Source organism: Streptomyces sp. NPDC048389, from assembly GCF_040706335.1.
Taxonomy (GTDB): Bacteria; Actinomycetota; Actinomycetes; order Streptomycetales; family Streptomycetaceae; genus Streptomyces.
The window spans coordinates 1-25,997 of record NZ_JBEZKP010000029.1; the positions used below are offsets into that span (position 1 = coordinate 1).

19 protein-coding genes, 2 tRNA genes and 1 riboswitch are annotated in these 25,997 nt (G+C 72.4%); of the genes, 12 read left to right on the top strand and 9 right to left on the bottom strand.

Annotated features, from left to right (window positions below):
* Positions 1-455 precede the first annotated feature (455 nt).
* Complete coding sequence (locus AB0903_RS20355; protein ID WP_366704674.1) at positions 456-1,025, bottom strand: MarR family transcriptional regulator; 570 nt, start codon at positions 1,023-1,025, stop codon at positions 456-458.
* 155 nt (positions 1,026-1,180) lie between these two features.
* Between AB0903_RS20355 and AB0903_RS20360 the strand changes: the two genes are divergently transcribed.
* Positions 1,181-2,488, top strand: a complete 1,308-nt coding sequence (locus AB0903_RS20360) for an MFS transporter (protein WP_366704801.1) — start codon at positions 1,181-1,183, stop codon at positions 2,486-2,488.
* Between the two features lie 9 nt (positions 2,489-2,497).
* Here AB0903_RS20360 and AB0903_RS20365 read toward each other — a convergent pair whose 3' ends face one another.
* Entirely contained in the window at positions 2,498-4,225 is a 1,728-nt protein-coding gene (locus tag AB0903_RS20365) for a SpoIIE family protein phosphatase (RefSeq protein WP_366704676.1), read from the bottom strand.
* Between the two features lie 128 nt (positions 4,226-4,353).
* The gene (locus AB0903_RS20370) at positions 4,354-5,841 is read right to left on the bottom strand and encodes an FAD-dependent oxidoreductase (protein WP_366704678.1); all 1,488 of its coding nucleotides are present in this window, start codon (positions 5,839-5,841) and stop codon (positions 4,354-4,356) included.
* Positions 5,842-6,165: 324 nt separating this feature from the next.
* Here AB0903_RS20370 and AB0903_RS20375 point away from each other — a divergent pair, with 324 nt between their 5' ends.
* Positions 6,166-6,942, top strand: coding sequence for a helix-turn-helix domain-containing protein (locus AB0903_RS20375; protein ID WP_366704680.1), 777 nt, complete (start codon positions 6,166-6,168; stop codon positions 6,940-6,942).
* Positions 6,943-7,139: 197 nt separating this feature from the next.
* The gene (locus tag AB0903_RS20380) at positions 7,140-9,095 is read left to right on the top strand and encodes a sigma-70 family RNA polymerase sigma factor (protein ID WP_366704682.1); all 1,956 of its coding nucleotides are present in this window, start codon (positions 7,140-7,142) and stop codon (positions 9,093-9,095) included.
* A 547-nt stretch (positions 9,096-9,642) separates the two neighbouring features.
* Here the strand turns inward: AB0903_RS20380 and AB0903_RS20385 are convergent.
* Complete coding sequence (locus AB0903_RS20385; protein ID WP_366704684.1) at positions 9,643-11,811, bottom strand: asparagine synthase-related protein; 2,169 nt, start codon at positions 11,809-11,811, stop codon at positions 9,643-9,645.
* A gap of 678 nt (positions 11,812-12,489) precedes the next feature.
* Between AB0903_RS20385 and AB0903_RS20390 the strand changes: the two genes are divergently transcribed.
* The 4 genes from AB0903_RS20390 (at position 12,490) to AB0903_RS20405 (ending at position 18,025) form a co-directional block, all read left to right on the top strand.
* Positions 12,490-13,983 carry an MFS transporter gene (locus tag AB0903_RS20390; RefSeq protein ID WP_366704686.1) on the top strand — a complete coding sequence of 498 codons (1,494 nt, stop codon included), beginning with the start codon at positions 12,490-12,492 and terminating at the stop codon, positions 13,981-13,983.
* 247 nt (positions 13,984-14,230) lie between these two features.
* Entirely contained in the window at positions 14,231-15,448 is a 1,218-nt protein-coding gene (gene lhgO, locus AB0903_RS20395; protein WP_366704688.1) for an L-2-hydroxyglutarate oxidase, read from the top strand.
* A gap of 337 nt (positions 15,449-15,785) precedes the next feature.
* Positions 15,786-16,577, top strand: a complete 792-nt coding sequence (trmB, locus tag AB0903_RS20400; RefSeq protein WP_366704690.1) for a tRNA (guanosine(46)-N7)-methyltransferase TrmB — start codon at positions 15,786-15,788, stop codon at positions 16,575-16,577.
* A gap of 140 nt (positions 16,578-16,717) precedes the next feature.
* Positions 16,718-18,025, top strand: coding sequence for a PrsW family intramembrane metalloprotease (locus AB0903_RS20405; protein ID WP_366704803.1), 1,308 nt, complete (start codon positions 16,718-16,720; stop codon positions 18,023-18,025).
* 165 nt (positions 18,026-18,190) lie between these two features.
* Here AB0903_RS20405 and AB0903_RS20410 read toward each other — a convergent pair whose 3' ends face one another.
* The 3 genes from AB0903_RS20410 to AB0903_RS20420 all read right to left on the bottom strand — a co-directional run bounded on the left by AB0903_RS20410 (position 18,191) and on the right by AB0903_RS20420 (position 21,151).
* Positions 18,191-19,237, bottom strand: coding sequence for a M23 family metallopeptidase (locus AB0903_RS20410; protein WP_366704692.1), 1,047 nt, complete (start codon positions 19,235-19,237; stop codon positions 18,191-18,193).
* Positions 19,238-19,247: 10 nt separating this feature from the next.
* A riboswitch (cyclic di-AMP (ydaO/yuaA leader) is annotated at positions 19,248-19,403 on the bottom strand.
* A 316-nt stretch (positions 19,404-19,719) separates the two neighbouring features.
* Positions 19,720-20,865 (bottom strand): PP2C family protein-serine/threonine phosphatase, encoded by a 1,146-nt coding sequence (locus AB0903_RS20415; protein WP_366704694.1) that lies wholly within the window; start codon positions 20,863-20,865, stop codon positions 19,720-19,722.
* 212 nt (positions 20,866-21,077) lie between these two features.
* Positions 21,078-21,151 (bottom strand) — tRNA-Met (locus AB0903_RS20420).
* Positions 21,152-21,299: 148 nt separating this feature from the next.
* Here AB0903_RS20420 and sigJ point away from each other — a divergent pair.
* The 3 genes from sigJ to AB0903_RS20435 all read left to right on the top strand — a co-directional run bounded on the left by sigJ (position 21,300) and on the right by AB0903_RS20435 (position 23,773).
* Positions 21,300-22,178: an RNA polymerase sigma factor SigJ gene (gene sigJ, locus AB0903_RS20425; RefSeq protein ID WP_366704696.1), complete on the top strand. Its 879-nt coding sequence runs from the start codon at positions 21,300-21,302 to the stop codon at positions 22,176-22,178.
* Between the two features lie 272 nt (positions 22,179-22,450).
* Positions 22,451-23,128: a methyltransferase domain-containing protein gene (locus AB0903_RS20430; RefSeq protein WP_366704698.1), complete on the top strand. Its 678-nt coding sequence runs from the start codon at positions 22,451-22,453 to the stop codon at positions 23,126-23,128.
* A 309-nt stretch (positions 23,129-23,437) separates the two neighbouring features.
* Positions 23,438-23,773, top strand: coding sequence for a hypothetical protein (locus tag AB0903_RS20435; RefSeq protein ID WP_366704700.1), 336 nt, complete (start codon positions 23,438-23,440; stop codon positions 23,771-23,773).
* Positions 23,774-23,822: 49 nt separating this feature from the next.
* On the opposite strand, the gene AB0903_RS20440 is transcribed toward AB0903_RS20435, so the two are convergent.
* On the bottom strand, positions 23,823-24,359 hold the full coding sequence (locus AB0903_RS20440; protein ID WP_366704702.1) for a DUF5919 domain-containing protein: 537 nt from the start codon (positions 24,357-24,359) through the stop codon (positions 23,823-23,825).
* 312 nt (positions 24,360-24,671) lie between these two features.
* Here AB0903_RS20440 and AB0903_RS20445 point away from each other — a divergent pair, with 312 nt between their 5' ends.
* A complete protein-coding gene (locus tag AB0903_RS20445; RefSeq protein WP_366704704.1) occupies positions 24,672-24,857 on the top strand; it encodes a hypothetical protein in 186 nt (61 codons plus the stop codon).
* 92 nt (positions 24,858-24,949) lie between these two features.
* Entirely contained in the window at positions 24,950-25,444 is a 495-nt protein-coding gene (locus AB0903_RS20450) for a hypothetical protein (protein WP_366704705.1), read from the top strand.
* A 323-nt stretch (positions 25,445-25,767) separates the two neighbouring features.
* On the opposite strand, the gene AB0903_RS20455 is transcribed toward AB0903_RS20450, so the two are convergent.
* Positions 25,768-25,843 (bottom strand) — tRNA-Lys (locus AB0903_RS20455).
* Between the last annotated feature and the right edge of the window lie 154 nt (positions 25,844-25,997).

The window sequence follows — 25,997 nt, forward strand, 5'->3', positions numbered from 1 at the left end:
CACTGTTGAGTTCTCAAGGAACGGACGCTTCCTTTGTACTCACCCTCAGGCTTCCCTGCGGGCTTTCCTCCGGGCGCTTCCCTTCGGTCTTGCGTTTCCGACTCTATCAGATCTTTCCGATCCGATTTCCTCGGCGCTTTCCGGCCTTTCGACCTTCCGGCGGTTCCGACTCTATCAGACTCTTTCGGGTCTGACTCCCAGTCAGCGGGATTTGCCTTCGCGGCTGCTGGGCCGTTCCGACGCCCAAACTGTAGCGGATTTCTCCGGCGGCTCATAATCGAGCTTTCGAAATGAATTTCGGCATGCCGAAATTCTTCCCGAGTGGGAGATCGTGCTGAGTTTGGTTGCCGCGTTCGCGGCAGGGATGGCTGCCGAAGAACCGTTCCGGCTCTACGACAACTCGAAGTACCTTACGGACCGGAAGGGCCGGTGTCAACCCGCCCCCTCCGCCGCTGCTAGTCCAGGTCGCTGAGGCGTCCGCCGGCGTCCGGCTGGTCGTGCTCGACGCGGCGCAGTACGCGGATCAGCAGCTCTCCGAGGAGTGACCGCTCATCGCCCGAGAGGTCCTGGAGGAGCTCCTCCTCGAAGTTCGTCGCCATACGCATCGCTTCGAGCCACTTGGTGCGGCCTTCGTCCGTCAGCTCGACGATCACCCGCACCCGGTTGCTCTCGTCGCGGTCGCGGGTGACGAGACCTTCACCGGCCATGCGGTCGATGCGGTGGGTCATGGCAGCCGGCGTGAGACCGAGGCGCTTGGCGAGTTCACCGGGGCCCATCCGGTAGGGGGCACCGGACAGCACCAGGGTCTTCAGCACCTCCCACTCGGTGTTGCTGATCCCGAGGTCGGCGACCTGGCGTCCGTACGCGACGTTCATACGGCGGTTGAGTCGGCCGAGAGCCGAGACCACCTTCTCGACCTGCGGATCGAGGTCGCCGAATTCGCGCTGGTAGGCAGCGATCTGCTCGTCGAGGCTCGGCTCCTGCGGGTCGGAGGCCGCGGAGGCCGGGGGGATCTCGGTAGGCATGCGCCGCAGTATGGCACGCCACTGATTGGCTTCGAAGTCCTTCTCTGTGTACTCTTTAATATCTAACTTTAGTTTTGAAGTCTTCAGGCTTCAGTCCTCCGGCCTTACTCCAGTGGCTCCGGTGGACTGCCGCCTCCGTTCTGAAGTGGGTGAGTGTGACCAAGGCGAAGGGTGCAGCGATGCGCCGGATCCAGGCAGGCAACGCGCTGAGTGCGTTCGGGCTCGGCTTCACCGTTCCCTATCTCTACGTCTATGTGGCGCAGGTACGGGGGCTGGGCGCGACGACGGCGGGCGCCGTGCTCGCCGCCTTCGCGATGGCCGCGCTCGTCGCGCTCCCCTTCACCGGCCGGGTCATCGACCGGCGCGGCCCGCTGCCCGTACTGGTGGGTGCCGCACTGCTCGCGTCGGCCGGCGCGGTCGCTCTGGGGCTCTCCGGCAGCATTCCGGCCGTCGTCCTCTCCGCGGCGGTCCTCGGGGCCGGTACGGCGGTGATGCAGCCGGCGCTGGCCACCCTGATCGTCTGGTGCTCGGAGACGGCGACCCGCACCCGCGCCTTCGCCACACAGTTCTTCCTGCAGAACCTGGGGCTCGGTGTCGGTGGCCTGATCGGCGGGCACATCGTCGACGAGAGCAGGCCGGCGAGCTTCACCCTCCTGTTCGGCATCGAGGCCGTCATGTTCCTGGTGCTCGCCGGGATCGCCCTGACCGTGCGGCTCCCCCACTCCCCCGCGCTTTCCGGCCTGCGGCCCTCGCGCGCCGGGGCCGGAACCGCCGGAACCGAGGGAGGGCTGCGGACACTGCTCGGACACCGGGCCATGGTGCAGCTGCTGGTCCTGGGCTTCGTCCTCTTCTTCGCCTGCTACGGCCAGTTCGAATCGGGCCTCGCCGCGTACGGCACGGAGGCCGCCGGGATCGAGCCCTCGACCCTCGGGACGGCGCTGGCCGCGAACACGGCGGTCATCGTGCTCGCCCAGTTCCTGGTGCTGAAGTTCGTGGAGCACCGCAGGCGCAGCCGTGTCATCGCCGCGGTCGGACTCATCTGGGCCGTGGCATGGCTGGCCGCCGGGTACGCGGGGCTCGGGCACGGCAGTCAGGCCATGGCGACCGCCGCGTTCATCTCCACGTACGCGCTCTTCGGTCTCGGGGAGGCGATGCTGTCGCCGACCGTGGCGCCGCTGGTCGCGGATTTGGCGCCGGAGGCCATGGTCGGGCAGTACAACTCCGCGTTCGCCCTGGTCAAGCAGCTCGCGTTGGCGGTCGGCCCGGCCGTGGGCGGGCCGATGGGCGCCGCACTCCACGGCCCGTACATCGTGACGTTCGTGCTGTTCTCGCTCTCGATCACGGTGCTCGCCCTGCGGCTCGGCAAGCGGCTCAGCCCCGTGCAGGACCGCCCGTCGCTCGCGGCCAGGACCCGGGTGGTGGCGGTGCACAAGCCCGAGGACGCCGTCGCTCCGGCCGCCTGACGCCGACGCTCACCGGGCGGCCGGCCGGCCGGGACCGCGGGTCGCCACGGCCTTGTCCCGCTGGGGCAGTGCGAATTCGCACCAGACCGCTTTGCCGCCGCCGGGTGTGCGGCGGCAACCCCAGGACGAGGCGATCGTCGCGATGATGGAGATGCCGCGGCCCGCCTCGTCCTCCGTCTCCGCGCGGCGACGGCGCGGCAGATGGTCGTCGCCGTCCGTCACCTCGACGATCAGCCTCCGGTCGGTACGGCGCAGCCGCAGACGCATGGGTGGGGTGCCGTGCTGGAGCGAGTTGGCGACCAGCTCGCTCACGGCGAGGACACCGAGGTCGTGCAGCTCGGGGGAGAAGCGCCAGGAGGCGAGCACCCCTGTGGCGAAAGCCCGGGCACGCGGCGCCGCCTCGATCCCTCCCAGCAGATCGAGCGCCGCGTTGTGGAACAGCTCGGCGTCCGCCCCATGCCGCGTCGGGTGCTGGAGTACGAGCACGGCGACGTCGTCGTCGTGCTCCGCGGTCACGCCGAGGGCCCGGATCAGCCGGTCGCAGACCACCTGCGGGCTGCCCGTCGCCCCCGCCAGGGCACGCTGGAGCGCGGCGACCCCTTCGTCGATGTCCTCGCCGCGGCGCTCCACCAGACCGTCCGTGTAGAGGACAGCTGTCGAACCGGGCGGCAGGTCGATGGAGCCGGACGTGTGGAGCCAGCCACCGGTACCGAGCGGAGGGCCGGTCGGTTCCGCCGCCGTGCGGACCGTGCCGTCCTCGTCGCGGACCAGGATCGGCAGATGGCCGGCGGACGCGTAGACCAGCCTGCCCTCGTTCGGGTCGTGGACCGCGTAGACGCAGGTGGCGATCTGGCTGGCGTCGATCTCGGCGGCGAGCCCGTCCAGCAGTTGGAGGACCTCGTGCGGCGGGAGGTCCAGGCGGGCGTAGGCACGCACGGCGGTGCGCAGCTGGCCCATGACGGCGGCCGCCCGCACTCCGCGGCCCATGACGTCGCCGATGACCAGCGCCGTACGGCCCGCGCCGAGCGTGATCACGTCGTACCAGTCGCCGCCGACCGCCGCGTCGGTGCCGCCGGGCAGGTAGGTGGCGGCGAACCGCAGGTCGTCGGGCTGCTCCAGCTCCTGGGGCAGCAGCGAACGCTGCAGCGTCACGGCCGTCTCGCGGTGACGCCGCTCGCTGGCCCGCAGCCGCTCCGCGGCGTCCGCGTGGTCGGTGACGTCGGCGGCGAAGATCAGGACGCCGGCCGTTTCGCCGCTTCCGCCGGCCCGCTCCGCGGGCAGGCAGGTGACCGTGTACGAACCTTCCCCGCGCCGGTCGGTCGTCCCGCTCTGGATCCGGCGGGACTTGACCGTACGGGGCTTGCCGCTGCGCAGCACCTGTTCCATCAGGGGCAGCAGGCCGAGCTCGACGAGCTCGGGGCAGACGTCGGCGGCGGCGGCTCCGGCCTGCCGGGGGCCGAAGGCGGCGGCGTAGGCGTCGTTGACGTACGCGACGCGGTGGTCCGGGCCGTGGACGAGCGCGACCAGCGCGGGCAGACGGCCGAGAATCTCCGCTACGGAGAAGTCCTCCAGCGCGGGGATGTCGTCGAGCGGGGGCTCCGGCCGGCCGTACTCGCCGCGTGCCGCGGGCACGGCGCCCTCGGACCGCTTCGCCGGGGAGAGCCCCTGGTCGGCCCCCCGCGCTGCGGCGCGACGCTGCGTACGGGGGAGCCTGGCGCTCCAACGCGTGAAGTTCACTGACTTTCTAGCCTCAATGGGTTGTTCGCGAAGGGTCACTCTGTGCAGGTGTGAGCCCACCTATGGTCACACGTCCAGTGTGGCCGACCGGACTGACAGTCTTCTTTCCGCAAGGTGCCGAACGGCCGTCAAGTCCCCTTGGGGCCGCCGGAAGCCCCGTCCGGTGATCCGTCGGCCGACTGCTCCTTCGGTTCTTCCTCGGGGCGTGCGGACGGCCCGCCCTCGGGACCGTCGGCCGGTCGTCCGCCGCCCGCCGCGAGCGCGAATTCGGCACGCGGGTGTTCCAGCGACCCGAGGGAGACGATCTCACGCTTGAAGAGACCGGAGAGGGTCCATTCGGCCAACACCCGCGCCTTGCGGTTGAAGGTGGGGACCCGGCTGAGGTGGTAGACGCGGTGCATCAACCACGCCGGATACCCCTTCAGCTTGCGGCCGTAGACGTGCGCGACGCCCTTGTGCAGACCCAGGGACGCGACCGAGCCGGCGTATTTGTGCGCGTATACCCGCATCGGCGCGCCGCGCAGGGAGGCGACGATGTTCTCGGCGAGCACCTTGGTCTGGCGCACGGCGTGCTGGGCGTTCGGCGCGCACTCCGTGCCGGGCTTGTCCGACGTCAGGTCGGGGACCGCCGCCGCGTCACCGGCGGCCCAGGCGTGGTCGACGCCCTCGACGGCGAGCCGGGCGTCGCACCTGAGCCGTCCGCGCTCGTTGAGAGGCAGGTCGGTGGCCGCGAGCACCGGGGCGGGTTTGACGCCCGCCGTCCATACGAGCGTCCGCGTGGGGAAGCGGGAGCCGTCGCTCAGCACGGCGACGCGGTCCTCGCAGGAGTCGAGGCGGGTGTCGAGACGCACGTCGATGTTGCGGGCGCGCAGCTCACGTACGGCGTAACGGCCCATCTGCTCGCCGACCTCGGGAAGGATGCGGCCCTGCGCCTCGACGAGGATCCACTTCAGGTCCTCCGGCTTGATGTTGTGGTAGTAGCGCGAGGTGTAGCGGGCCATGTCCTCGAGTTCGGCGAGGGCTTCGACCCCCGCGTACCCGCCGCCGACGAAGACGAAGGTGAGCGCGGCGTCGCGGATGGCCGGGTCGCGGGTGGACGAGGCGATGTCCATCTGCTCGATGACGTGGTTGCGCAGGCCGATCGCCTCCTCGACCGTCTTGAAGCCGATGCCGAAGTCGGCGAGACCGGGGACGGGAAGGGTGCGGGAGACGGATCCGGGCGCGATGACGAGCTCGTCGTAGCCGATCTCGACGGCTCCGGCGCCCTCCTCCTCGGTCGCGAGTGTGGCGACGGTCGCGGTGCGTTTCGCGTGGTCGACGGACTTGGCCTCGCCGATGACGATCGTGCATCCGCCCAGGACGCGGCGGAGGGGGACCACCACATGGCGCGGTGAGATGGAGTCGGCCGCGGCCTCCGGGAGGAACGGCTGATACGTCATATAAGGGTCGGGGGTGACCACGGTGATCTCGATGTCGCCGCGCGCGAGCTCGGGCTTCAGCTTCCGCTGGAGGCGCAGCGCGGTGTACATCCCGACGTAACCACCGCCGACGACGAGAACGCGCGTGCGCGGCGGGGTGCCGGGGGTCGTGCCCCGGGTGTTTGCAGCCTTCACCATCCCATGAGGCAACGGCCTCAGGAGTTTGTCCACAGGCCCGGCAAATTGTGTGACCGGAAGGCCGTGGCCGCCCGGCCTGTGCCCGAGGCCGGGCAAAAGGGAAGCGGTGCAGGTCAGGCCCGACGGGTGGGCCGGAAGCGGGGGGTGCAATAGGGAGTCTTCCGGCCCTTGCTCCGATCGGGGGGCGCTCCGTGCGGAAGCACCCCCTTCTGAATTGACTCGGGCTCAACTATGTTCGTACCCGGTCGGGGTGTCGGGTACGACATGCCCGGCGGACAGGCGGGGAGGTCTCCGGGGGGAGACCACATGACCGGGGGAACGCTCATGCATATTCAGGATTCGCATTGGCAGACCGCTGTCGCGCCGGCATCGACGGCGGACGGCCATGGGAACGGACGTGGAGCGGGCGGAGCCGGCCGATCGGCTCCGCTGCGGGTGGACGCGCAGCGCAATCTCGAGCATGTACTGCGTGCGGCACGTGAGGTGTTCGGCGAGCTGGGGTACGGCGCGCCGATGGAGGATGTGGCCCGGCGGGCCCGGGTCGGCGTCGGCACGGTGTACCGCCGCTTCCCCAGCAAGGATGTGCTGGTGCGCCGCATAGCCGAGGAGGAGACCTCCCGGCTGACCGAGCAGGCGCGTGCGGCTCTCGGGCAGGAGGAGGAGCCGTGGTCGGCGCTCTCCCGTTTCCTGCGCACCTCTGTGGCGTCCGGAGCGGGACGGCTGCTGCCCCCGCAGGTGCTGCGGGTGGGCGTGGACAGCGAGGAGTCGACGGTCGTCGCGGGCGGCGCAGAAGCGCTGGACGGCCTACGCGCGCCCGAGCAGCGGCCGGTTGCACAGCCGGGGCTGAGGGTCGTGGCGCCCCGGCCCGTTCCGGCGGCGGAGCAGGACGACGCCGGATCGGCCGATCTGCTGGAGGTCGTGGGCCGGCTCGTGGAGCGGGCCCGGGCGGCGGGTGAGCTGCGGGGCGACGTGACCGTGGCCGACGTGCTGCTGGTGATAGCCACGGCGGCTCCGTCGCTGCCGGACCCGGCGCAGCAGGAGGCGGCCTCGGCCCGGTTGCTGGACATTCTGCTGGAGGGGCTGCGGCCGCGTTCGGCGTGAGGCCCCGCGCTCCCGACGTCAACGGACCGTGTCAGCACGGCCGCTCGAGCCGCCCTCTGACGGGTGGTGCGAAGGCCCAGGTCCCATGGAAGCCGCCCCGGACGGGTGGTTGCCCCACGGAGAGGTACGGCGTACAGCCGCGCTGTGGCACGCTTGCCCGGTGTTCGGGTCTGTAGGTGCTGACGGGGGCTTCCGCGATGAGCGGTGACGGGCAGGGTGAGTCGCTCGGCGGTGCGGCCGGGACAGGGTCGGACGGGCTGTCCGCCTCCCAGGTGCCGAGTCAGGGTGGCCACGACGGGTCCGGCGTTCCACGGACGGCGTCCGGGGAATCCGCCGGGTCCCCGGAGCGGTACGCGGTACCGCAGCAGCGGGATCCCGGCAGCGGCCACGACTCGGTGCTGCCCCCGCCCCGCGAACTGCCGCCGTCGGACGCCGAGCTCATCCGGCAGATGCGGGACGGCGACGACGGCGCGTACGAGGAGCTGTTCCACCGCCACTCGGACGCCGTCCGGCGGTACGCCCGGACCTGCTGCCGGGACGCCGACACCGCCGACGACCTGACCGCGGAGGTGTTCGCGCGGACGCTGCAGGCGGTCCGCAACGGCGCCGGGCCGGAGCAGGCCGTACGGGCCTACCTGCTCACCACGGTCCGCCGCGTCGCCGCGACGTGGATGAAGTCCGCGAAGCGCGAGCAACTGGTCGAGGACTTCGCGGTGTTCGCCGCGGAGGCGGCCCGCACCGCGGACGCGTCCAACGAGGACACCCTCGAGCTGGGCGCGGACGTACGGGCGATGCACGAGGCAGAGCAGTCGCTCGCCATGCAGGCGTTCCGGTCGCTCCCTGAGCGCTGGCAGGCGGTGCTGTGGCACACCACGGTCGAGGAGGAGTCCCCGAGCGAGGTCGCACCCCTCTTCGGGCTCACCGCGAACGCGACCGCGGTACTGGCGAGCCGGGCCCGCGAGGGGCTCAAGCAGGCGTATCTCCAGGCCCATGTGAGCACCTCGCTCACCACAGGCGGCGACTGCGCGCGGTACGCGGACCGGCTGGGCGCGTACGCCCGCGGAGGTCTGCGGATACGGGCGGAGCGCGGGCTGCGCAAGCACTTGGACGAGTGCGTCAGGTGCCGGCTCGCCGCCGGCGAACTGGCACATGTCAATGCGGGTATCCCTGCGCTGCTGCCGATCGCGGTGATCGGCTGGTTCGCCGCCGGGTACTCCCTCAAGGCCGCGGGGATCGTGGCCGGCGGAGCCGCGGGTGCGGCAGGGGCCGGAGCCGCCGCGGCCGCCACCGGTGGCGCGTCGGCCTCCGGCGGGACGGCGGGAGGTGCCGCCGAGGGGTTGGGGGCATCGGCGAAGGCCGGCATCGCGGCCGGCGCCGCTGTCGCGGTGACCGCCGGTCTCGTCTGGGCCCTGGCGGGCGGCCCCGCGCCGGCCCCGGAGCCGGTCGCCAAGCCTCCGGTGGCCCAGCCCGTGGTGCCGCCACCGCCACCGCCACCGCCCACCCCGGCTCCTCCGCCGCCACCGCCACCGGCGCCGCCGCCACCACCGGAGCCGGAGCCGGAGCCGCCCGTGGTACGGGTGGCGGCGAAGCCGACCCCGGCTCCGCCCCCGAAGCCCACGCCGCCGAAACCGTCACCGACGCCGGAACCGTCGACGCCTCCACCGGCCCCCACACCGCCCCCGGCTCCCACGCCCACTCCGCCGCCACCGGCGCCCGAGGTCTACCGGGTGAACCGCCTGCAGTACGGGACCTTCGGCGACGGGACGGTCCCCGAGGTGCGCCTGGGCGAGAGCGGTTGGGTCTGGCAGCGCTCGGGCATGGCCATCGGCGGCGAGCGGTACCCCCACGGCGTCACCGCGCACGCCGCATCGTCCATCACGATCGACCTCAACCGCCGGTGCACCGCCTACGACGCCGTCGCCGGCATCGACGACCTGACACGAGGGATGTGGCCGACCGCGGTGCGCTTCTCCGTGTACGGCGACGGGACGCGGTTGTGGCAGTCCCCGGTGGTACGCAGCGGGGAGCCGGCCATGCCCGTCCATGTGCCGCTCTCCGGCGTACGCACGATCCGCCTGGTGTCGGAGCCGCAGACACCACGGGACCATGTGGCGCTGGCGAACTGGGCGGAGTCGCGCATCAGCTGCACGTAGGCACCGCCGGGGTGCCGCCCCGATCCTCGGGGGCTCCGCCCCGCCCCGCGCCCCCCACGCCGGCGAGGCCGGAACGTGCCGGCCTTGTCGGGGCTCCACCCCGAACCTCCTGCGGTACTGCGCGCAGCGCGGTACCCGGCCGGCGCCCGGCAGTGCGCGCAGCGCGGTACCCGGCCGGGGCACAGCCCGGCATCCTCCCGGAGCGCACACGGAACGCCGGAGCCCGGGGCGAAGTCCCGCTGCACCGCCCGCCCGGCGGCAACCAGGCCCCCGGCGAGGTCCGGAGCCAAGCCCCCGGCAACCACGCGCGCAGCACGGTGACAGGCCCGGCACAGCCCGGAACGCACCGCCCGGACGCGGTACCGGGTCCGGAGCCAAGCCCCCGGCAACCACGCCCCGTGGATCCTGGGCGAAGCCCCGGAAACAACCGCGCGAAGCACGGTTCGGGGTCCGGGGCTTGCCTCGGACAGGGACGGGAAGGGAAGGGACAGGAAGGGAATGGGGAGCAGCCCGCCGCAGGCGCCCCCGCGCCCCCGCCCCGCCCGCCCTACGACTGCAGCGTCGGCCTTCGCGGCACGCCGCCCGCCACCGCGCGTTGTCGCGGCGCCGCCGTGCCCGTCCAGCACGTGCCGCGGCGTGAGAGCAGCCGCCGCAGCCACAGCTCGGTCGAGATCAGGTCCGCCAGCCCGTCCAGCGGAACGGGCTCGCCCTCCGACGCCGCGTGCAGCGCCTTGCGGACCACGCGCGCCTCGATCAGGCCCGCGTCCGCGAGCAGCGGTGCCTCGAACAGCGCCAGCAGGTTCGGCAGCGCCGCCCGCAGCCCCGCCCTGGCGGCCGCCGCGGTCGACGCGTGGGTGGGGGAGCCCCAGCCGGGCGGCAGGTCGTGGACGCCCGCGCCCGCGAGGACCGTGCGCAGGACGGCCGCCCGCGCGCCCGGCTGGACGCGCAGCGACTCGGGCAGGTCGCGGCAGGCCCGTACGACCTGGTTGTCGAGGAACGGCGCGTGCAGCCGCTGGCTGCGGATCTCCGCGGCCTGTTCCAGGATCCGGTGGTCGAAGGCGTGGCGGGCGAGCGCGGCCCGCGCCCGGGCCTCGCCCGGCCGTTGTACCGATGTCGGCCTGGTCGCCGCGTCCGTCAGACGAACCGATACTTCAGCGAGCGCCTCCCCGGTCAGCCAGCGCGCCGCCGGCCCCGGCCGGGACCAGGCCAGCGCGGCGAGGGACGCGCCGACGGCACCGTTGCGCAGCGCCGGACCGGGGCGGTTGGCGAGGAGCAGGTGGTCGGCGGCGGTCTCGAGGCCGGTGCGGTAGGGCGTACGGGCGAGCTTGCGCGCCGCCCGGTAGACCGTCAGCGGCACGAACAGGGACTGCGGCGAGGGGCGTTCGGAGCGGGCCAGCGCCGTGACCGGCCGCAGGAGGTGGCGTCTGCGCCGGTCCAGCAGCAGGTCGGCCAGGCGCGCCGGGTGCGCGTCGAGCACCTGCCGGGCCCCCGAGCCGGTGAAGTGGTCGGCGCTGCCGGCGGCCAGCCGGCCCCGGTGCCGCTCGGCGGTGACCAGCGACGGAGCGGGTTCGTCCGTCAACGGACCGGATTCGAGGTTCGCGTACGGGAGGGCCTCCTCGCCTGCGGCGACCACGACATGGTGCAGCCGGGGGTTGGCGGCGATGGTGCGGGCCCGTTCCAGTTCGGGTTCACGCAGCTCGTGCCCGCTGGTGGCAAGGTCGTTGAAGGTGACGGCGAGCAGTCGTTCGCCGGCGCCCGTGCCGTGGCCGAGGACGGTTCCCGGCACCCCGGGCAGTCCGGCGGCCAGCAGCGCGAGGGTGCTGGAGGCGCTGCCCCCGGAGAGGTCGGCGCCGATGCCCGGTGCGGGCGCGCCCCGTGCGGCGCGGCGTTCCGCGGGCCCCATGCCGGGGACGGGTCCGGGGTCGGGCGGCACGGTCTCCGGTGCGTGCCGGGGGGCGGTCAGCCTGGCGCGTACCGCCTCGACCAGTGCGTCGCGTACGCCGTCGATGGCGCGTACCGCCTCCACCTGCGGTGCGGCGACCGCCAGCGAGGCGACCGGCTCGTAGCCGGTGATCTCCCGCGAGCCCTCCCGCAGGATCAGCGCGTGTCCGGGCGGGATGCGCTTGACGCCGGCGTACGGGGTGGAGTCGCGCAGCGCCTCGGGGGTCTCGGGGCAGGCCAGCAGCGCGGCCAGGTGTCCGATGTCGAGCTGGGCCTCGATGAGGTCGGCGAGGGGGAGGGCGGCGGTGGCGTACGCGGTGCCGTTCGCCCACGGGGTGTGGAAGACGGGGCGTGCGCCCGCGAGGTCGCCGACGACGGTGATACGGCGGCCGACCTGTACGACGACGGTGTAGCTGCCGGCCCATGCGGTCAGATGCCTCAGTGCGCCGCCGCGCGCCGCGAACAGGCCGACACGCAGCTGTTCGTCGCTGGCGGCGCAGCAGCCGAGGACGGCGAGCCGGGTCACGCCGGCATTCTGTGCGCCGGGGGCGGGGCGGTCGCCCCCGGGGACGGAGTGGGGCCGCTGGTGCGGTTCCGCGGTGATGACGCGCACCTCGTCGGGGCGCCAGTCGCCGACCGCCCACAGCGGATCGGGGTCGCCCCACAGGAGCTGGGCTCCGACGGGATGGACAGTGCGTCCTTCACCGGACGCCCCGACCGCTCCCACCGTGCCGAAGTTTGCGGCGATACTGCTCCACCCCACCAGCCACCGCATCGCCGCCTCCCCACTGTGCCGAAGCCGTTCGGGGACATGCTGCCACGAAGAGGCACGAGCGAGGGGCTATGCGTAGCGCGCGCAAAAAGGGAACGCGCCCCTGGCATTGGCGATTTGCCGACGGTGCCGGGACCCGCCCTCAGACCGGCGAGGTTGCACAGAAGCCGCAGAAGCGGCGAGTCGGACAGGCGATATTGAGCCATTCTCTGAGGACGCCGGCGCGCCCGTGCGGGCCCAACACATGGACCGGGAGGCGCAGTTCGCCCCCCGGACCCTGTCCACCGCCCGCGGGGATTGAGGCGATGGTGTCCCCCAGCCCGCTGGTTCCAGTGCGCAGCGGGCCGACCCACGCAGCACTCATGGAAGCGCTCCCGCCCCCGACCGGCCAGAGCGCACGAACGGGCGCACGGCCACACGGCGGGAGCACGAGAGCCGCCCGGCGCCCGCCCCGCGGACCACAATCCCGCCATAGGGAAGTTGGCCCCTTAACGGTCGGGATGCGGCGAACTACGCTGGGTTTACTGATGTTCTCCACAGGCGCGCATATTCCGCAGGGCCCGGCCGCACGCTTTTGCAGCCGGGACCGGTCGGATACGGGGGGCGCGAACGGGGAGGACCCAGCACGAATGCCGTGCGCGGGCCGCGCGCGGCAGCCGTCTGTGTGTCGAGGGGTGGCGCATGTCCAGAGAGCAACGCGGGCCGAACGAAAAGCTCGGCACGGTTCTCGCCCTCGCGGGAATCAGCAACGCGGGCCTCGCGCGGCGGGTCAACGACCTCGGCGCGCAACGTGGTCTGACCCTCCGCTACGACAAGACGTCGGTGGCCCGGTGGGTGTCGAAGGGCATGGTGCCGCAGGGCGCCGCACCCCATCTCATCGCCGCCGCCATCGGAGCCAAGCTGGGCCGCCCCGTGCCGCTGCACGAGATCGGTCTCGCGGACGCCGATCCGGCCCCCGAGGTGGGGCTGGCCTTCCCGCGCGACATCGGTGAGGCGGTCAAATCGGCCACGGAGCTGTACCGGCTGGACCTTGCGGGCCGCCGGGCAGGCACCGGAGGCATCTGGCAGTCGCTGGCCGGATCCTTCGCAGTGAGCGCTTACGCGACGCCCGCTTCGCGCTGGCTGATAACCCCGGCCGACCCGTCGGTCGAGCGACTGCTCGACACGGCGGGCGGCTCCCTTGTGCTGCCCGACGCCTCCGCCCCCCTGCCCCCGCCCCTCGACCTCCCCGACCTCCCCGACGCGGGCGACACGCCAGCACGCGTGGGCCACAGCGACGTGGCGAAACTGCGGGAGGCGGCGGAGGACGCACGGCGCTGGGACTCCAAGTACGGGGGCGGCGACTGGCGTTCGTCGATGGTCCCCGAATGCCTCCGCGTCGACGCGGCCCCGCTGCTCCTCGGCTCCTACTCGGACGAGGTGGGCCGTGCCCTGTTCGGTGCGACGGCCGAGCTCACGAGACTGGCCGGCTGGATGGCCTTCGACACCGGTCAGCAGGAGGCCGCCCAGCGCTACTACATCCAGGCCCTGCGGCTGGCACGCGCCGCCGCGGACGTCCCGCTCGGCGGTTACGTCCTCGCGTCGATGTCGCTGCAGGCGACGTACCGCGGCTTCGCCGACGAGGGCGTCGATCTCGCCCAGGCGGCACTGGAACGCAACCGCGGGCTCGCCACCGCCCGCACCATGAGCTTCTTCCGGCTGGTGGAGGCCCGCGCCCACGCCAAGGCCGGCGACGCGGCGGCCGCGGGAGCGGCGCTCAGGGCGGCGGAGGGCTGGCTGGAGCGCTCCCGCGAGGGCGACGGAGACCCGTCGTGGCTGGGCTTCTACTCGTACGACCGGTTCGCCGCCGACGCGGCGGAGTGCTACCGCGACCTGAAGGCCCCCCGGCAGGTGCGGCGCTTCACCGAGCAGGCGCTGTCCCGGCCCACCGAGGAGTACGTACGCTCGCACGGACTGCGTCTCGTGGTTTCCGCGGTGGCCGAACTGGAGTCGGGCAACCTGGACGCGGCGTGCGCGGCGGGCACCCGCGCGGTGGAGGTGGCGGGCCGGATCTCTTCCGCGCGCACCACCGAGTACGTACGGGACCTGCTGCACCGGCTGGAGCCGTACGGCGACGAGCCGAGAGTCATGGAGCTGCGGGAAAGAGCCCGCCCGCTCCTGATGACCCCGGCCTGACCGGGCCGGTCCCATGACGCCGGTCCGAAGCCCCCGGCCGGACGGCACGACGCGACGACGCCGGTCCGACGGCCCCGGTCCGACGGCCAGGCATGACCGGGCCTGACGGCCCAGGTGCCTGCGGCCCCGATCCGGGGGTGTGGCCCGATCCGAGGGTGTCCCGATCCGAGGGGCCGTGTCCCGCGTAGCGGCTGGTTTAAGCGCGTTGTCGGCGGGCCAGTGCACTATCGGGGTGGGAGGTGACGCGGTGAGGGCGTCCGGGCATGGCTTCGACTGCGACGTGCTGGTGGTGGGCGGCGGCATCGTCGGCCTCTCGACGGCGTACGCGCTGGTCCGCTCCGCTCCGGGGACGCGGGTGACGGTCCTGGAGAAGGAGCACGGGCCCGCCAGGCACCAGACGGGCCGCAACAGCGGAGTGATCCACAGCGGGATCTACTACCGGCCCGGATCACTGAAGGCTCGGTTCGCGGTCCGCGGAGCCGCCGAGATGGTCGAGTTCTGCGCCGAGTACGGCATCGACCACGAGGTCACGGGCAAGCTGATCGTCGCGACGGACAGGGACGAGCTCCCGCGGCTCCACGCCCTGGTCCAGCGCGGCCGGGAGAACGGCATCCCGGTCCGCGAACTGGGCCCGGCCCAGATCACGGAGTACGAGCCGGAGGTCCGCGGGCTCGCCGCGATTCACGTGGCGACGACCGGGATCTGCGACTACGGGGCGGTGGCCGCGCAGCTCGCCGCGGCGTCCGGCGCGGACGTGCGGTACGGCGAGGAGGTCACCGTCGTCGACCGCCGCCCGTGGGGCGTCGCGGTGCGGACGGGGTCGGGCTCTGTCGTACGGGCCCGGGCGCTGGTCAACTGTGCCGGGCTGCACTGCGACCGGGTGGCACGGCTCGCGGGTGACGACCCCGGGATGCGGATCGTCCCCTTCCGTGGGGAGTACTACGACCTGGCCCGCCCCGGTCTCGTACACGGCCTGGTGTACCCGGTGCCCGACCCGGCCTTCCCCTTCCTCGGTGTCCATCTGACCCGCGGCATCGACGGCGGCGTCCACGTCGGTCCCAACGCGGTTCCCGCGCTGGCCCGCGAGGGCTACCGCTGGTCGACCGTCCGGCCCCGGGAACTCGCCGGGACCCTCGGCTGGCCCGGTTCCTGGCACATCGCCCGCCGTCACTGGCGGTACGGAGCGGGCGAGGTGCACCGGTCGCTCTCGAAGCGCGCCTTCACGACGGCGGCGCGCCGGCTGCTCCCCTCCCTCACCGAGGACGATCTGCGGCCTGCCCCGGCAGGCGTGCGGGCGCAGGCGGTGCTGCGGGACGGGACACTCGCCGACGACTTCCTGATCCGCGAGGCGCCCCGGACGGTGCACGTGCTGAACGCACCCTCCCCGGCGGCGACCGCCTCCCTCCCGATCGGCCGTGAGATCGCCCGCCGCGCCCTCGCCTCGCTGGCCGCCCTCCCCGTCTGACCCGGCGCCCCCACTTCCGCCCCCACCCCACGGATCCGGACGGACGCCGATTTCCCGACCCCGGACCGGCGGTGCCCTCACCCGGCCCCCGCCCGGCTCCGGCTCCGGCTCCGGCTCCGAAGTCGGCTGCCCCCGCCCGGGGGCCCGGCCCCGCCCGGGCGCCGAAGCGGCCTCTGCCCGAGAGCCGCCACCGGCCTCGACCCCCGCCCCGGCGCCGCCACCGGCCCCGGCCGCCACCGCCCTCCGCCCCGGCGCCGCGACCGGACACGGCCCGGCGGCAGGTCGGGCGGGCGCCCGGAGCCGTCGCCGCTCCCGCCCTCGTAGAATCGGGAGCACTGTGTCTGAGTCCCTGAACACCACCCCCGACGCCCCCCGCCACTCCATCCGCGCCAAGGGCGAGCCGCGCTTTCCCGGCGGGCCCTCCGCCGACCCGGCCGGGTCGCATCACGAGCGCCGTATCCGCAGCTTCCAGCCGCGGCGGAGCCGGGTCACCGCCGGGCAGGGCGACGCGCTGCAGCGGCTGTGGCCGGTGTGGGGCATGGACATCGACGGGCACCGGGTGCTGGACCTCGACGAGATGTTCGGCGGGCTGCCGGTCGTCCTGGAGATCGGTTTCGGGATGGGCGAGGCCACCGCCCAGATGGCCGCCGACGACCCCGGCACCGGAATCCTCGCGGTCGACGTGCACACCCCCGGCCAGGGCAATCTCCTGGGTCTCGCGGAGCGGAACGGCCTGTCCAACATCCGGGTGGCCAACGGGGACGCGATCATCCTGCTCCGGGAGATGCTGCCGCCCCGCTCGCTCGACGGCATGCGCGTCTACTTCCCCGACCCCTGGCCCAAGAAGCGGCACCACAAGCGCCGTCTCATCCAGCCGGAGTTCCTCACGCTCGCCGCCCAGCGGCTCAAGCCGGGCGCGGTCCTGCACTGCGCGACCGACTGGGAACCGTACGCCGAGCAGATGCTCGAAGTGCTCTCCGCGCACCCGGACTTCGAGAACACCCGGGACGACGGCGGTTTCGCGCCACGTCCCGCGTTCCGTCCGCTGACCCGCTTCGAGGGCCAGGGCCTCGACAAGGGCCACAAGGTGCACGACCTGCTCTTCCGCCGGGTTCCGCCCCGGGACTGACAGGTACGCCCGCGTCCTCGGCGTGCCTGGCGCCGTCGCCGGTTGTCGGTGCCTCTGGTTAGGGTCGTCAGGTGTCCGACTCGTCCGCGCAGCAGCCACCGCAGCACCGCCCGCCCAGCGTCACGGTGCCACCTCACCCGGTGCTGCCCGCGCTCCGGCAGGAGCACGTCGACGCGCTGCTCACCGAAGTGCCCGAGCCCGCGCGCCGGCGGTACCGGCCCTCGGCGGCGTCGAGGTTCTGGCGCAGCAGAGCGGTCCGCGCCGGTGCGGTGATCACGGTGCTCGCCCTGTGCGGCCTGGTGATCCTGGTGCTCGTGCGGGAACAGACCGGCACCCATGGCTTCCTGGTGGGTCTCGCTCTGGCGACGCTGCCGGTCCCGCTGCTGCTGGCCGCGTTCCGCTGGCTGGACCGGGTCGAGCCGGGCCCCTGGCGGAATCTGCTCTTCGCATTCGCCTGGGGCGCCTGCGCCGCGGCCCTGATCGCGATCGTCGCGAACACGTTCGCGACCCGCTGGATAGCGACGGCGACCGCCGATCCCGCGTCCGCCGACACCATCGGGGCGACGGTCGTCGCGCCCGTCGTCGAGGAGAGCGCCAAGGCCGCCGCGATCCTGCTGCTCTTCGTCTTCCGCAGAAGGGACTTCACCGGAGTCGTGGACGGTGTGGTGGTCGCCGGCTTCACCTCCACCGGCTTCGCCTTCACGGAGAACATCCTCTATCTGGGCAGCGCGTTCGACGAGGACCAGTCGACGGGCACGTCCGGCTTCGCCTCCGTGACCGCGGCGACCTTCTTCGTACGGGTGGTGATGTCACCGTTCGCCCACCCGCTCTTCACCGTGCTGACGGGCCTCGGTTTCGGTTTCGCCGCCCTCGGCGCGCGCCGCCACCGGCGGCTGCGGCGTATCGCGCCGCCACTCCTCGGCCTGACCCTCGCGATGGGCATGCACGCCCTGTGGAACGGCTCGGCGTCGATGCTCAGCCCGTGGGGCTTCTACGCCGTGTACGGGGCGTTCATGGTGCCGGCCTTCGGGCTGCTCGCCTGGCTGGCGATATGGAGCCGCCAGCGCGAGCTGCGCACGATATCCGACGAGCTCCCCGCCTACGCCGCGGCGGGCTGGATACCGGCGGCCGAGCCCCGGGCCCTTTCATCGATGCGGGCCCGCACGATGGCGCGCGACTTCGCCCGGCGCACATACGGCCCGGCCGCCGGCCACGCGGTGTCGGAGTACGAGTCGTTCGCGACATCGCTGGCCTTCCTGCGCCGACGGGCACACCGGGGCGCGGCGGGCCCGGACTTCGCGGAGCGCGAGCAGGAGCTGCTGCACCATCTGTGGCAGCGTCGACAGGTGGCGGGGCCGTCACTGGCGTACGCGGCCCGGGCGACGAGCCGCGCACCGGCGCCGCCTCCGTACCGCGACTACGGCGGCTACAACCCGTACCGCTCCTGACCCGCGCCGGTCCCCCGTCGAGACGGCGGGATGTCCATGACCCGCGCACGGCGGGATGCCCTGGCGTCGGGGCGGGTGTGCGGCGGGGGCGGGAGGAGACATGGATGTGCCCGGCACGAAGCAGCGCATGGGGTGAGCATGCGGCGCCCCCGTACCGGGCAGGGATCAGACCGTGAGGCCCTTGCTGCGCAGCCAGGACATCGGGTCGATGCCGGAGCCGCCCGGGGTGTGCACCTCCAGGTGCAGGTGAGGCCCGGTGACGTTGCCGGTGGCGCCGACGCGACCGATCGTCTCGCCGGTGGTGACCGTCTGGCCCGCGCTCGCCGTCATCGACGACAGGTGGGCGTACAGGACCTCGGTGCCGTCGTCCAGTTCGAGGACGATGCGGTAGCCGTAGGAGCCGGACCAACCCGCGGACTTGACCGTACCGCCGTGGACGGCCTTGACCGGGGTGCCGGTCGGGGCGGCGAAGTCCAGGCCGGTGTGCTGGCCGGAGGACCAGAGGGAGCCGGACTCGCCGTAGGTGGAGGTGATCGTGTACGAGGAGGTGGGCAGGGAGAAGCTCTTCGCGAGCTCGGCGAGACGCTCGGCCTCCGCCTTGGCCCTGGCCGCCTCCTCCGCCTTGCGCTTCTCCTCGGCGGCCTTGGCCTCCGCCTCGCTCTGCTGCTTCGCGGCCGCGGCCGCGGCCTGTTCCGCGGCGAGCTTCTCCGCCGCGGCCTTGGCCTCCGCGTCCGCCGCGGCCTGCTGCTGCTCGGCCTGCTGGAGGATGCGGGCGCGCAGTGCCTCGCCGGCGCCCGTCGACTGCGCGGAGCTGTCGCCACCGTCGGCCACGGGCGCCGCGGCGGCGGTCAGCGGGGCGGTGTTGACCTCGCCCGCGGCGTCGGAGTCGCCCGAGACCAACGAGCCGACGCCCGGAAGGGACTTGGCATCGGGAAGGTTGTCCGTGATGGCGTCGGGAAGGGAGATGGAAACCGCCGGCTTGTCCTGCGCGGTGGCTATGCCACCGGCGCCGACCGCGGCGATCACACCGACGCCGAGCACCGTGGAGCTGCGGGCGAGTCCGCCGCGCTGCTTGATGACACGGTGCCGGCCGCGCACGGGGCGGATGGACTCCTCGGTGGGATTCCATTCCTCCCAGGTCCGCTCGGGCGCGTCGCCACCGGCGTGTTCGGACGCGAAGCGGGTTTCTGGGGCAGGCATGTTGGACGCCACGAAGGCGTACTCCTTCCTTCCTTCTCGCCTACCGGGTTAGCTGACGGGTTCGGAGCAGGAAGGTCTCCTACGGGCGCCTCGACCGCGAACTGCACGGCAAGAGGTGCCCGATTCACCCCAATTGGTGGTTCCCCGGCTCCCTTGCGGGATTCGGCGCGTGCGCACGGTGCCGCCTCTGACGACGGCTGGGACGACCGCGCTGCGTTATCGAACGTTAATAGACGGCGGGGTCGGATTCCAAGCCGTTCCGGTTGATCATTAACGATTCGGACGGGGACTTAATCGGACAGACACCCCCGCAACGGGGCGACTTGATCAAACGTCAGGACCGGACCTTTTTCTGACGTTGTATCAAATGTTATGCGGAGGGGTGTCCCTCGATCACAGGCCGTGAGGACGGGGGCGGTGGACCGGCTGCGCCGCCCCGTCGGCCGGCGTGCCCGGCGGCGCCATCCGCTTCCGCTCCCTGCTCACGTCTCCTGTCACGTCTCATGGGGAACCACCGGCACCGTCCTGCGCCGCTCCGGCTGCCCCCGCGCCGGCCGGCCGACGGCCAGCAGCGCCATGTCGTCGTTCGACCCGCCGCCGGTGTACCGGCGTACGTCGTCGACGAGCGCGTCCAGCAGCTCCCCGGGCCCCGGGAAGAGCCGCCCGGCGAGCCGTTCGACCGGGTCGTAGAAGACACCGCGGTCGTCACGCGCCTCCGTGACGCCGTCCGTGTAGAGCAGAAGTGTCGCCCCGTCGGGCAGCGGGAACTCCTCCGCCCGGTCCGGCCACTCCCCCAGACCCATGCCGAGCGGCAGCGCCGCCTGCCGCGGCCGCAGAACGTCCAGCGCACCGTCGGCGTGCAGCAGCAGCGGCTCCGGATGCCCCCGGTTCACCAGCCGCACCATCGCACCGCCGCGGGGAATCTCGCCCAGCACGGCAGTGGTGAAACCCTCCACCGCGTCCAGGCCCTCCCGCCGAGTGCCCTCCCGCTTGAGGGCACGCTCCAGCCGCTGCCCCACGCCCTCGAGCGAGCGCTCCTGCTCCGCGGCCTCACGGAACGCACCGATGATGACCGCCACGGTCCCCACCGCCCCCAGCCCCTTGCCACGGACGTCGCCCACGATGAGACGCACGCCGTACGGGGTGTCCTGCACAGCGAAGAGGTCACCGCCGATGAACGCGCCCTCCTGCGCCGCCTCGTACCGGGCGGCGATGTGCAGACCGCCGATCCGGTCTGCCGGCGCGGGCAGCACGGCGCGCTGCGCGGTCTCCGCGATCACCCGGGCCGAGGCCAGCTGTTCGCCGCTGCGTTGCACGACCCTGTTGATGAGCAGCGCGAGGGCCGCCACGGTGAGCACGGTGGTGGTCTCGGTGAGGGCGGTGATCTGCGCAGTGGTCCCGTTCGCCACATGCATGCCGCTCACGCCCATGAGGGCGGCGACGCCCATGAGCAAGGTCATCACGAACGGGAAGAGGGGGGCGGCGAGGAGCGGCGCGGCCGCGAAGAGCGGCACCGCGGTGAAACGAGGAGGCGTCAGCAGGTCGAAGACCACGCCTGCGACGATCATCGCCAAGGGCAGGGCCCGGACGGACCACGGTGCCCGCCGCACGCCGCCCTGATCACGCCGCTGCTGTCCCAAAGATGGTCTCCTGCCGGGTCCGCTGACGGCTGCGGACAGTACCGCGCCCTCCTCAGGCTGAGCGTCGACGCGCCGCACAATTACTTCCCGTCGCCCGGCCGGGCGAATGCCGAGACGGTCGGGACAGTCACCGGGAGCAAAGCCGGCAGCCTGGAAAAGCCACCGGCCCGGTGGGCGATCGTGGAGATCGACCACCGGGCCGGTGTCATCAGTAGCGGGGACAGGATTTGAACCTGCGACCTCTGGGTTATGAGCCCAGCGAGCTACCGAGCTGCTCCACCCCGCGTCGGTGAACACAACCTTACGGCATCCCGAGCAAGATCAACTCCACCTTTTCCGCGCAGCCGCCCCGACGCCGTCACATCACCCCTCCTCCGTTCGTCAGACATACGGACAACCGGATGATCAGTGCACGACGAGGGGACGGAACGACGATGGACGACCACGACTTCCTGGCCGAGCGGTTCGAGGCGCACCGTACACAACTGCGCGCGGTCGCCTACCGGATGCTCGGTTCACTGAGCGAGGCGGACGACGCCGTCCAGGAGGCGTGGCTCCGGCTCAGCCGTAGCGACTCCGACGGGATCAACAACCTGGGCGGCTGGCTGACGACCGTGGTGGGCCGGGTCTGCCTGGACATGCTGCGCTCGCGTACGTCCCGGCGCGAGGAGCCGATGGACGTGCACCTGCCGGAACCGATCGTGAGCAGCGCGGGCACCGTGGATCCGGAACACCGGGCGCTGCTCGCCGACTCGGTCGGGCTCGCGCTCCTCGTCGTGCTGGAGACGCTGGCGCCCGCCGAGCGGCTGGCGTTCGTACTACACGACATGTTCGGGGTGCCCTTCGACGAGATCGCCCCCGTCGTCGGCCGCACTCCGGCCGCCACCCGTCAGCTGGCCAGTCGTGCCCGGCGCCGCGTCCGGGGCTCCGCCCCCGTACCGGACCCCGACCTCGACCGTCAACGGGTCGTCGTCGACGCCTTTCTCACGGCGGCGCGCGGCGGTGACTTCGAGGCGCTCGTCACGGTGCTCGCCCCGGACGTCGTCGCCCGTTCCGACAGCGGGACGCTGCGTCCCGGTTCGGTCGTACGAGGCGCGGCGGCCGTCGCCGCCCAGGCGATCACCTACGCGCACCTCGCGGAGGTGGCCCGTCCGGCCCTGGTCAACGGGGCGGCCGGAGTCGTCGAGATGGCGGGCGGACAGCCCTTGGCGGTCATGGCGTTCACGGTCACCGGCGGAAGGATCGCGGAGATCAACATCCTGACCGACCCGGAGCGGCTCGACCGCCTGGACCTCACCGTCCCGGACGCGTGAGGCCGCCCGCCGCCCAGGACGCGTGAGGCGACCGCCCGCCGTCACTCCCGCCCCGGACGCGTGAGGCCGCCCGCCGTCACTCCCGCCCCGAACGCGTGAGGCCGCCCGCCGTCACTCCCGCCCCGGCCGGAGGCCGTGAGCCCGTCACCCCTCGCCCCGCCCCGCCCCGCTCGGGGCCGTGCTCCTGGCCGCCCGACGACCGGGACCCCTGACACCGGCAGCCCCGGACGGGATGATGGGGGCTTCGGGATGACCTCGAGAAAGGTACGTTCGTGACCACAGGGGACGACGCCGACTACGAGAGCCTGCCGGGTGAACGCGGGGAGCAGGCCGCGGCCTTCGACGCCATCGGCGACCGCTACGACGAGGCGTTCCCGCACAAAGAGGGACAGCTCGCCGCCGGCGAATGGCTGATCCGCTCGCTGCCCTCCGGATCACGGGTACTGGACCTCGGGTGCGGTACGGGCGTACCGACCGCACGCCAACTGGTCGACGCCGGGCACGAGGTGGTGGGCGTCGACCTGTCGAGCGGCATGGTGGACCTGGCCAGGGAGAAGGTCCCCGAAGCGACGTTCCACCATCTCGACCTCGCCGACCTCCACCCCGGCGGCCGGGTCGACCTGGGCCGCTTCGACGGAGCCGCCGCCTTCTTCTCCCTCCTCATGCTCCCGCGCGCCGAGATCCCCGTGGCCCTGCGGACCATCTGCCACCTGCTGGTTCCGGGCGGCCCGTTCGTGGTCTCGATGGTGGAGGCGGACGTCGACAACCGCCCGATCCCGTTCCTCGGACACACCATCCGGGTGTCCGGCTACCTCCGCGAAGAGCTGCGCACGGTCATCGAGACGGCGGGCTTCGACATCCTCGAGGAGACCTCGTACACCTATGCCCCGGCCATCGCCGACGTGCCCCCGGAGGAACAGGTCTTCCTCTCCTGCCGCCGCCGCGCCTGAGCCGGTGCCGCCCCGCCCGGGGCCGGGGCCGGGGCGCGTCGACCGTGTCGCCGTCGCCCTGAACGGCCCACCCCCGACCGCACCGTCCTGAAGACCGCAACCACCTACGGACGCGACCTCTTCGAGCGAGTCCTCGCCACGTTCCTGCAGAGCTTCCTCGCCGGGATCGTCGTCACCCAGCCCCTCGACGGGAGCATGTGGTACGCCGCACTCGCCGGCGGTGTCGGCGCTGCACTCGCCCTGGTGAAGGGGCTCATCGCCCGAGTGCGGGACGTGACCAACAGCGCGAGCCTCGCCAAGGGGGTGTAGATGAGCGAGAGCACGGGCGTTCCCGCCGTTGACGGCCTGGTCGTCTGGTCTCTCGCCGCGGTCGCGGTCTGCGCGGGGCTCGGCCTGCTGTGGCGCCTCGTCCGCGGCGTACGGCGCATCGCCACCCGGGTGGACGACTTCGTCGACGACTGGAACGGCGTACCGCCACGCCCCGGAGTGCCGGAACGCAAGGGCGTCATGGAGCGCCTGGACGGTATCGAGGACCGTCTCACCTCAGTCGAGCACGAGCTGCACCCGAACTCGGGCCAGTCGCTGCGGGACGCTGTCGACCGCGTGGACGTCGCCCTGAACGGCAGTCCCCCCGCACCTCCCTGAACACCAACGCCCCCTTCCGCCTACGGGCGGAAGGGGGCGCATTCGCGCGTCAGGACCAGACTGGGCGGCCCGTCTCCCACAAGGCGGTCACGTGTGACGCGAACCGGTCGTACAGACCGTCCTCACCGAGGCGGCGCAGGTGCAGCATCGGCGACTCGTGCCCGAGCAGGTTCGAGATGTGCGGCGTCACCAGCATCTGATCGTCGAACGCGAACACCGACAGGGCGATGTGCTCGTCACTGAACCGGGCCTGCAGGCCGGGCGCCTCGCGCATCTTCTCCAGCGCGTCGAGCGTGATCCGGATACGCGTGCCCACGGTCAGCGGCACACCCTCGGCTTCCTCGCGCCGGCGGGTCACTTCCGACTCCGGGTCGCCGACGATGAACCGTACCGAGCAGCCGTCCCCGCCCTTGCGGCGCAGCCGGTCCGCCAGGCGCGGATGCTCCTGCCAGATGAAGTAGTTCGTGTACCCGGCGAACGTTATCGACTGCGAGGCGCCGTCGATCAGCTGGGCCCACACCGAGGTTGGGCAGGCATTTCGGTACGGGTACGCCGCCACGATCTCGCGGTCCGGTCCGGTCTTCACTGCCGATCGGACAGCCTTCGGCCACAGCACCTCGGCGCTCACTCCCAACGCGTCTTCTACGTCAGAGCGGGTCCGTGGGTGAGGGACCCGTGACGGGTCGGATAACCAGCGTTCGGCCGTCTTAACCGTCACGCCGACTGTACGGGCGAGGCGGCCAACGGTCATATCCGCCTGGGCCATAGCGTCACGCAGCACCGTATTCAAGGTGACCCCCGAGGACGTTTGGGCTTTCTCGGACGGTAGTCCCGAAGCGTCCTGTCCGTCAGGGTCACGGCCGTAGAAACGTCCTAAAGGCTGGTCCACGTTGGCTACATGACGGACAAGCAGCAAGGACACGGCCCGTCTGCCGCCCGCGAAACGCTGCGGCAGCTACTGCGCGAGCGAGACGGCATCGGCCGCGGCGAGCCCGCACGCGAAGCCGTGGAGCTCCCGGAAGGCGCAGCGCCCGGGATCGGCTCGATGGCGTTCCCGCCGTGCCAGTGCCCCCGCTGCCGCTGACCGTCCCGTATCCCCGCCCCGACCGGACGCATCCCGCCAGGAAACCCCGGCCGGGGCGGGTTCATCCCACCACCTCAGTGAAGGGACTGCCCATGTCCATGCCCGTACCCGACCCGCCCGGAAACCCGATCCCGACCGACCCGCGCGCCCTGGTGGGCGAGCACTTCGACAACGTCCGCAAGACGGTGATGGACGCCAACCCGGACATGTCCGAGGAGATGGCCGGCCGAATCGTCGAGGAGGGCATCAAGTTCGTCGTCACCTGCGCCCAGAAGCCCGGCGTCGGCATGGCCCCGTCCCGCGTGGTTGACGAGGGGTGGCACGCACTGCTGCTGCACTCAGCTCTGTATGCGGAGCTGTGCGACCGGTTCGGCTCGTTCGTGCACCACTACCCGGGCTGGGACCCGACCCACTACGACCCGGCAATCCTGGACCGCACGCGGGAGCTGGTCGCCCGTGCAGGGTTCGACGTCGACTCGGAGCTGTGGGGCCCGCCCGGTGAGGGCCTCCTCGTCTCGGTGTCGGCGAACTGCCAGCACGCGCCGGACTGCCAGATCCGGCCGATGCCGAAGCCTGAGTGGCCCTAGCCTGAGGGGCAGGAGGTGACCGCGTATGTCACAGGAGTGGATCGATCCCCGGTACGCCGAGCTGGTCGCCGCGTGGAAGCGAGCGCAGGAACCACCATCGCGTGATCCGGACGAGCCTCGCCCTATGCGTGGCTTCCTCCTCCCGCCCAAGAGCTGAGGCACCCTGTCGCCCCGGCCGGTCTGCGTCCCCCGTCGCAGCCGGCCGGGGCTTCTTCATTTCATGATCGTTTGCACTTCGGCTGAGCTTTGGCTGAGCACGCGTCCGGTATGTCCGCCGAAACGAGATCAGCCCCAGGCCAGAACCTTCCTGACCTGGGGCTGAGTGGTAGGCCGTGTGGGACTCGAACCCACAACCAACGGATTAAAAGTCCGCTGCTCTGCCAATTGAGCTAACGGCCCTCGACACAACACCCCTGAGCATAGCGGGAGAGATCCCCGGAGCCGATCGGGTATCCCTTCCCGGCCGCGTCCCGCCACCCCGCGTCGGCCGCGTCCGCGTGTCCCGCCGGGAGCGGCGGGACACGGGGAGCGGACGGGGAGCGGACGATGTACG

What these genes read in the sequence shown, in the direction of transcription:
- AB0903_RS20355 (WP_366704674.1), bottom strand. Translation starts at nt 1,025, where the DNA reads ATGCCTACCGAGATCCCCCCGGCCTCCGCGGCCTCCGACCCGCAGGAG.
- AB0903_RS20370 (WP_366704678.1), bottom strand. Translation starts at nt 5,841, where the DNA reads ATGGTGAAGGCTGCAAACACCCGGGGCACGACCCCCGGCACCCCGCCG.
- AB0903_RS20375 (WP_366704680.1), top strand. Translation starts at nt 6,166, where the DNA reads ATGCATATTCAGGATTCGCATTGGCAGACCGCTGTCGCGCCGGCATCG.
- AB0903_RS20380 (WP_366704682.1), top strand. Translation starts at nt 7,140, where the DNA reads ATGAGCGGTGACGGGCAGGGTGAGTCGCTCGGCGGTGCGGCCGGGACA.
- AB0903_RS20385 (WP_366704684.1), bottom strand. Translation starts at nt 11,811, where the DNA reads ATGCGGTGGCTGGTGGGGTGGAGCAGTATCGCCGCAAACTTCGGCACG.
- AB0903_RS20390 (WP_366704686.1), top strand. Translation starts at nt 12,490, where the DNA reads ATGTCCAGAGAGCAACGCGGGCCGAACGAAAAGCTCGGCACGGTTCTC.
- sigJ (WP_366704696.1), top strand. Translation starts at nt 21,300, where the DNA reads ATGGACGACCACGACTTCCTGGCCGAGCGGTTCGAGGCGCACCGTACA.
- AB0903_RS20435 (WP_366704700.1), top strand. Translation starts at nt 23,438, where the DNA reads ATGAGCGAGAGCACGGGCGTTCCCGCCGTTGACGGCCTGGTCGTCTGG.
- AB0903_RS20445 (WP_366704704.1), top strand. Translation starts at nt 24,672, where the DNA reads ATGACGGACAAGCAGCAAGGACACGGCCCGTCTGCCGCCCGCGAAACG.
- AB0903_RS20450 (WP_366704705.1), top strand. Translation starts at nt 24,950, where the DNA reads ATGTCCATGCCCGTACCCGACCCGCCCGGAAACCCGATCCCGACCGAC.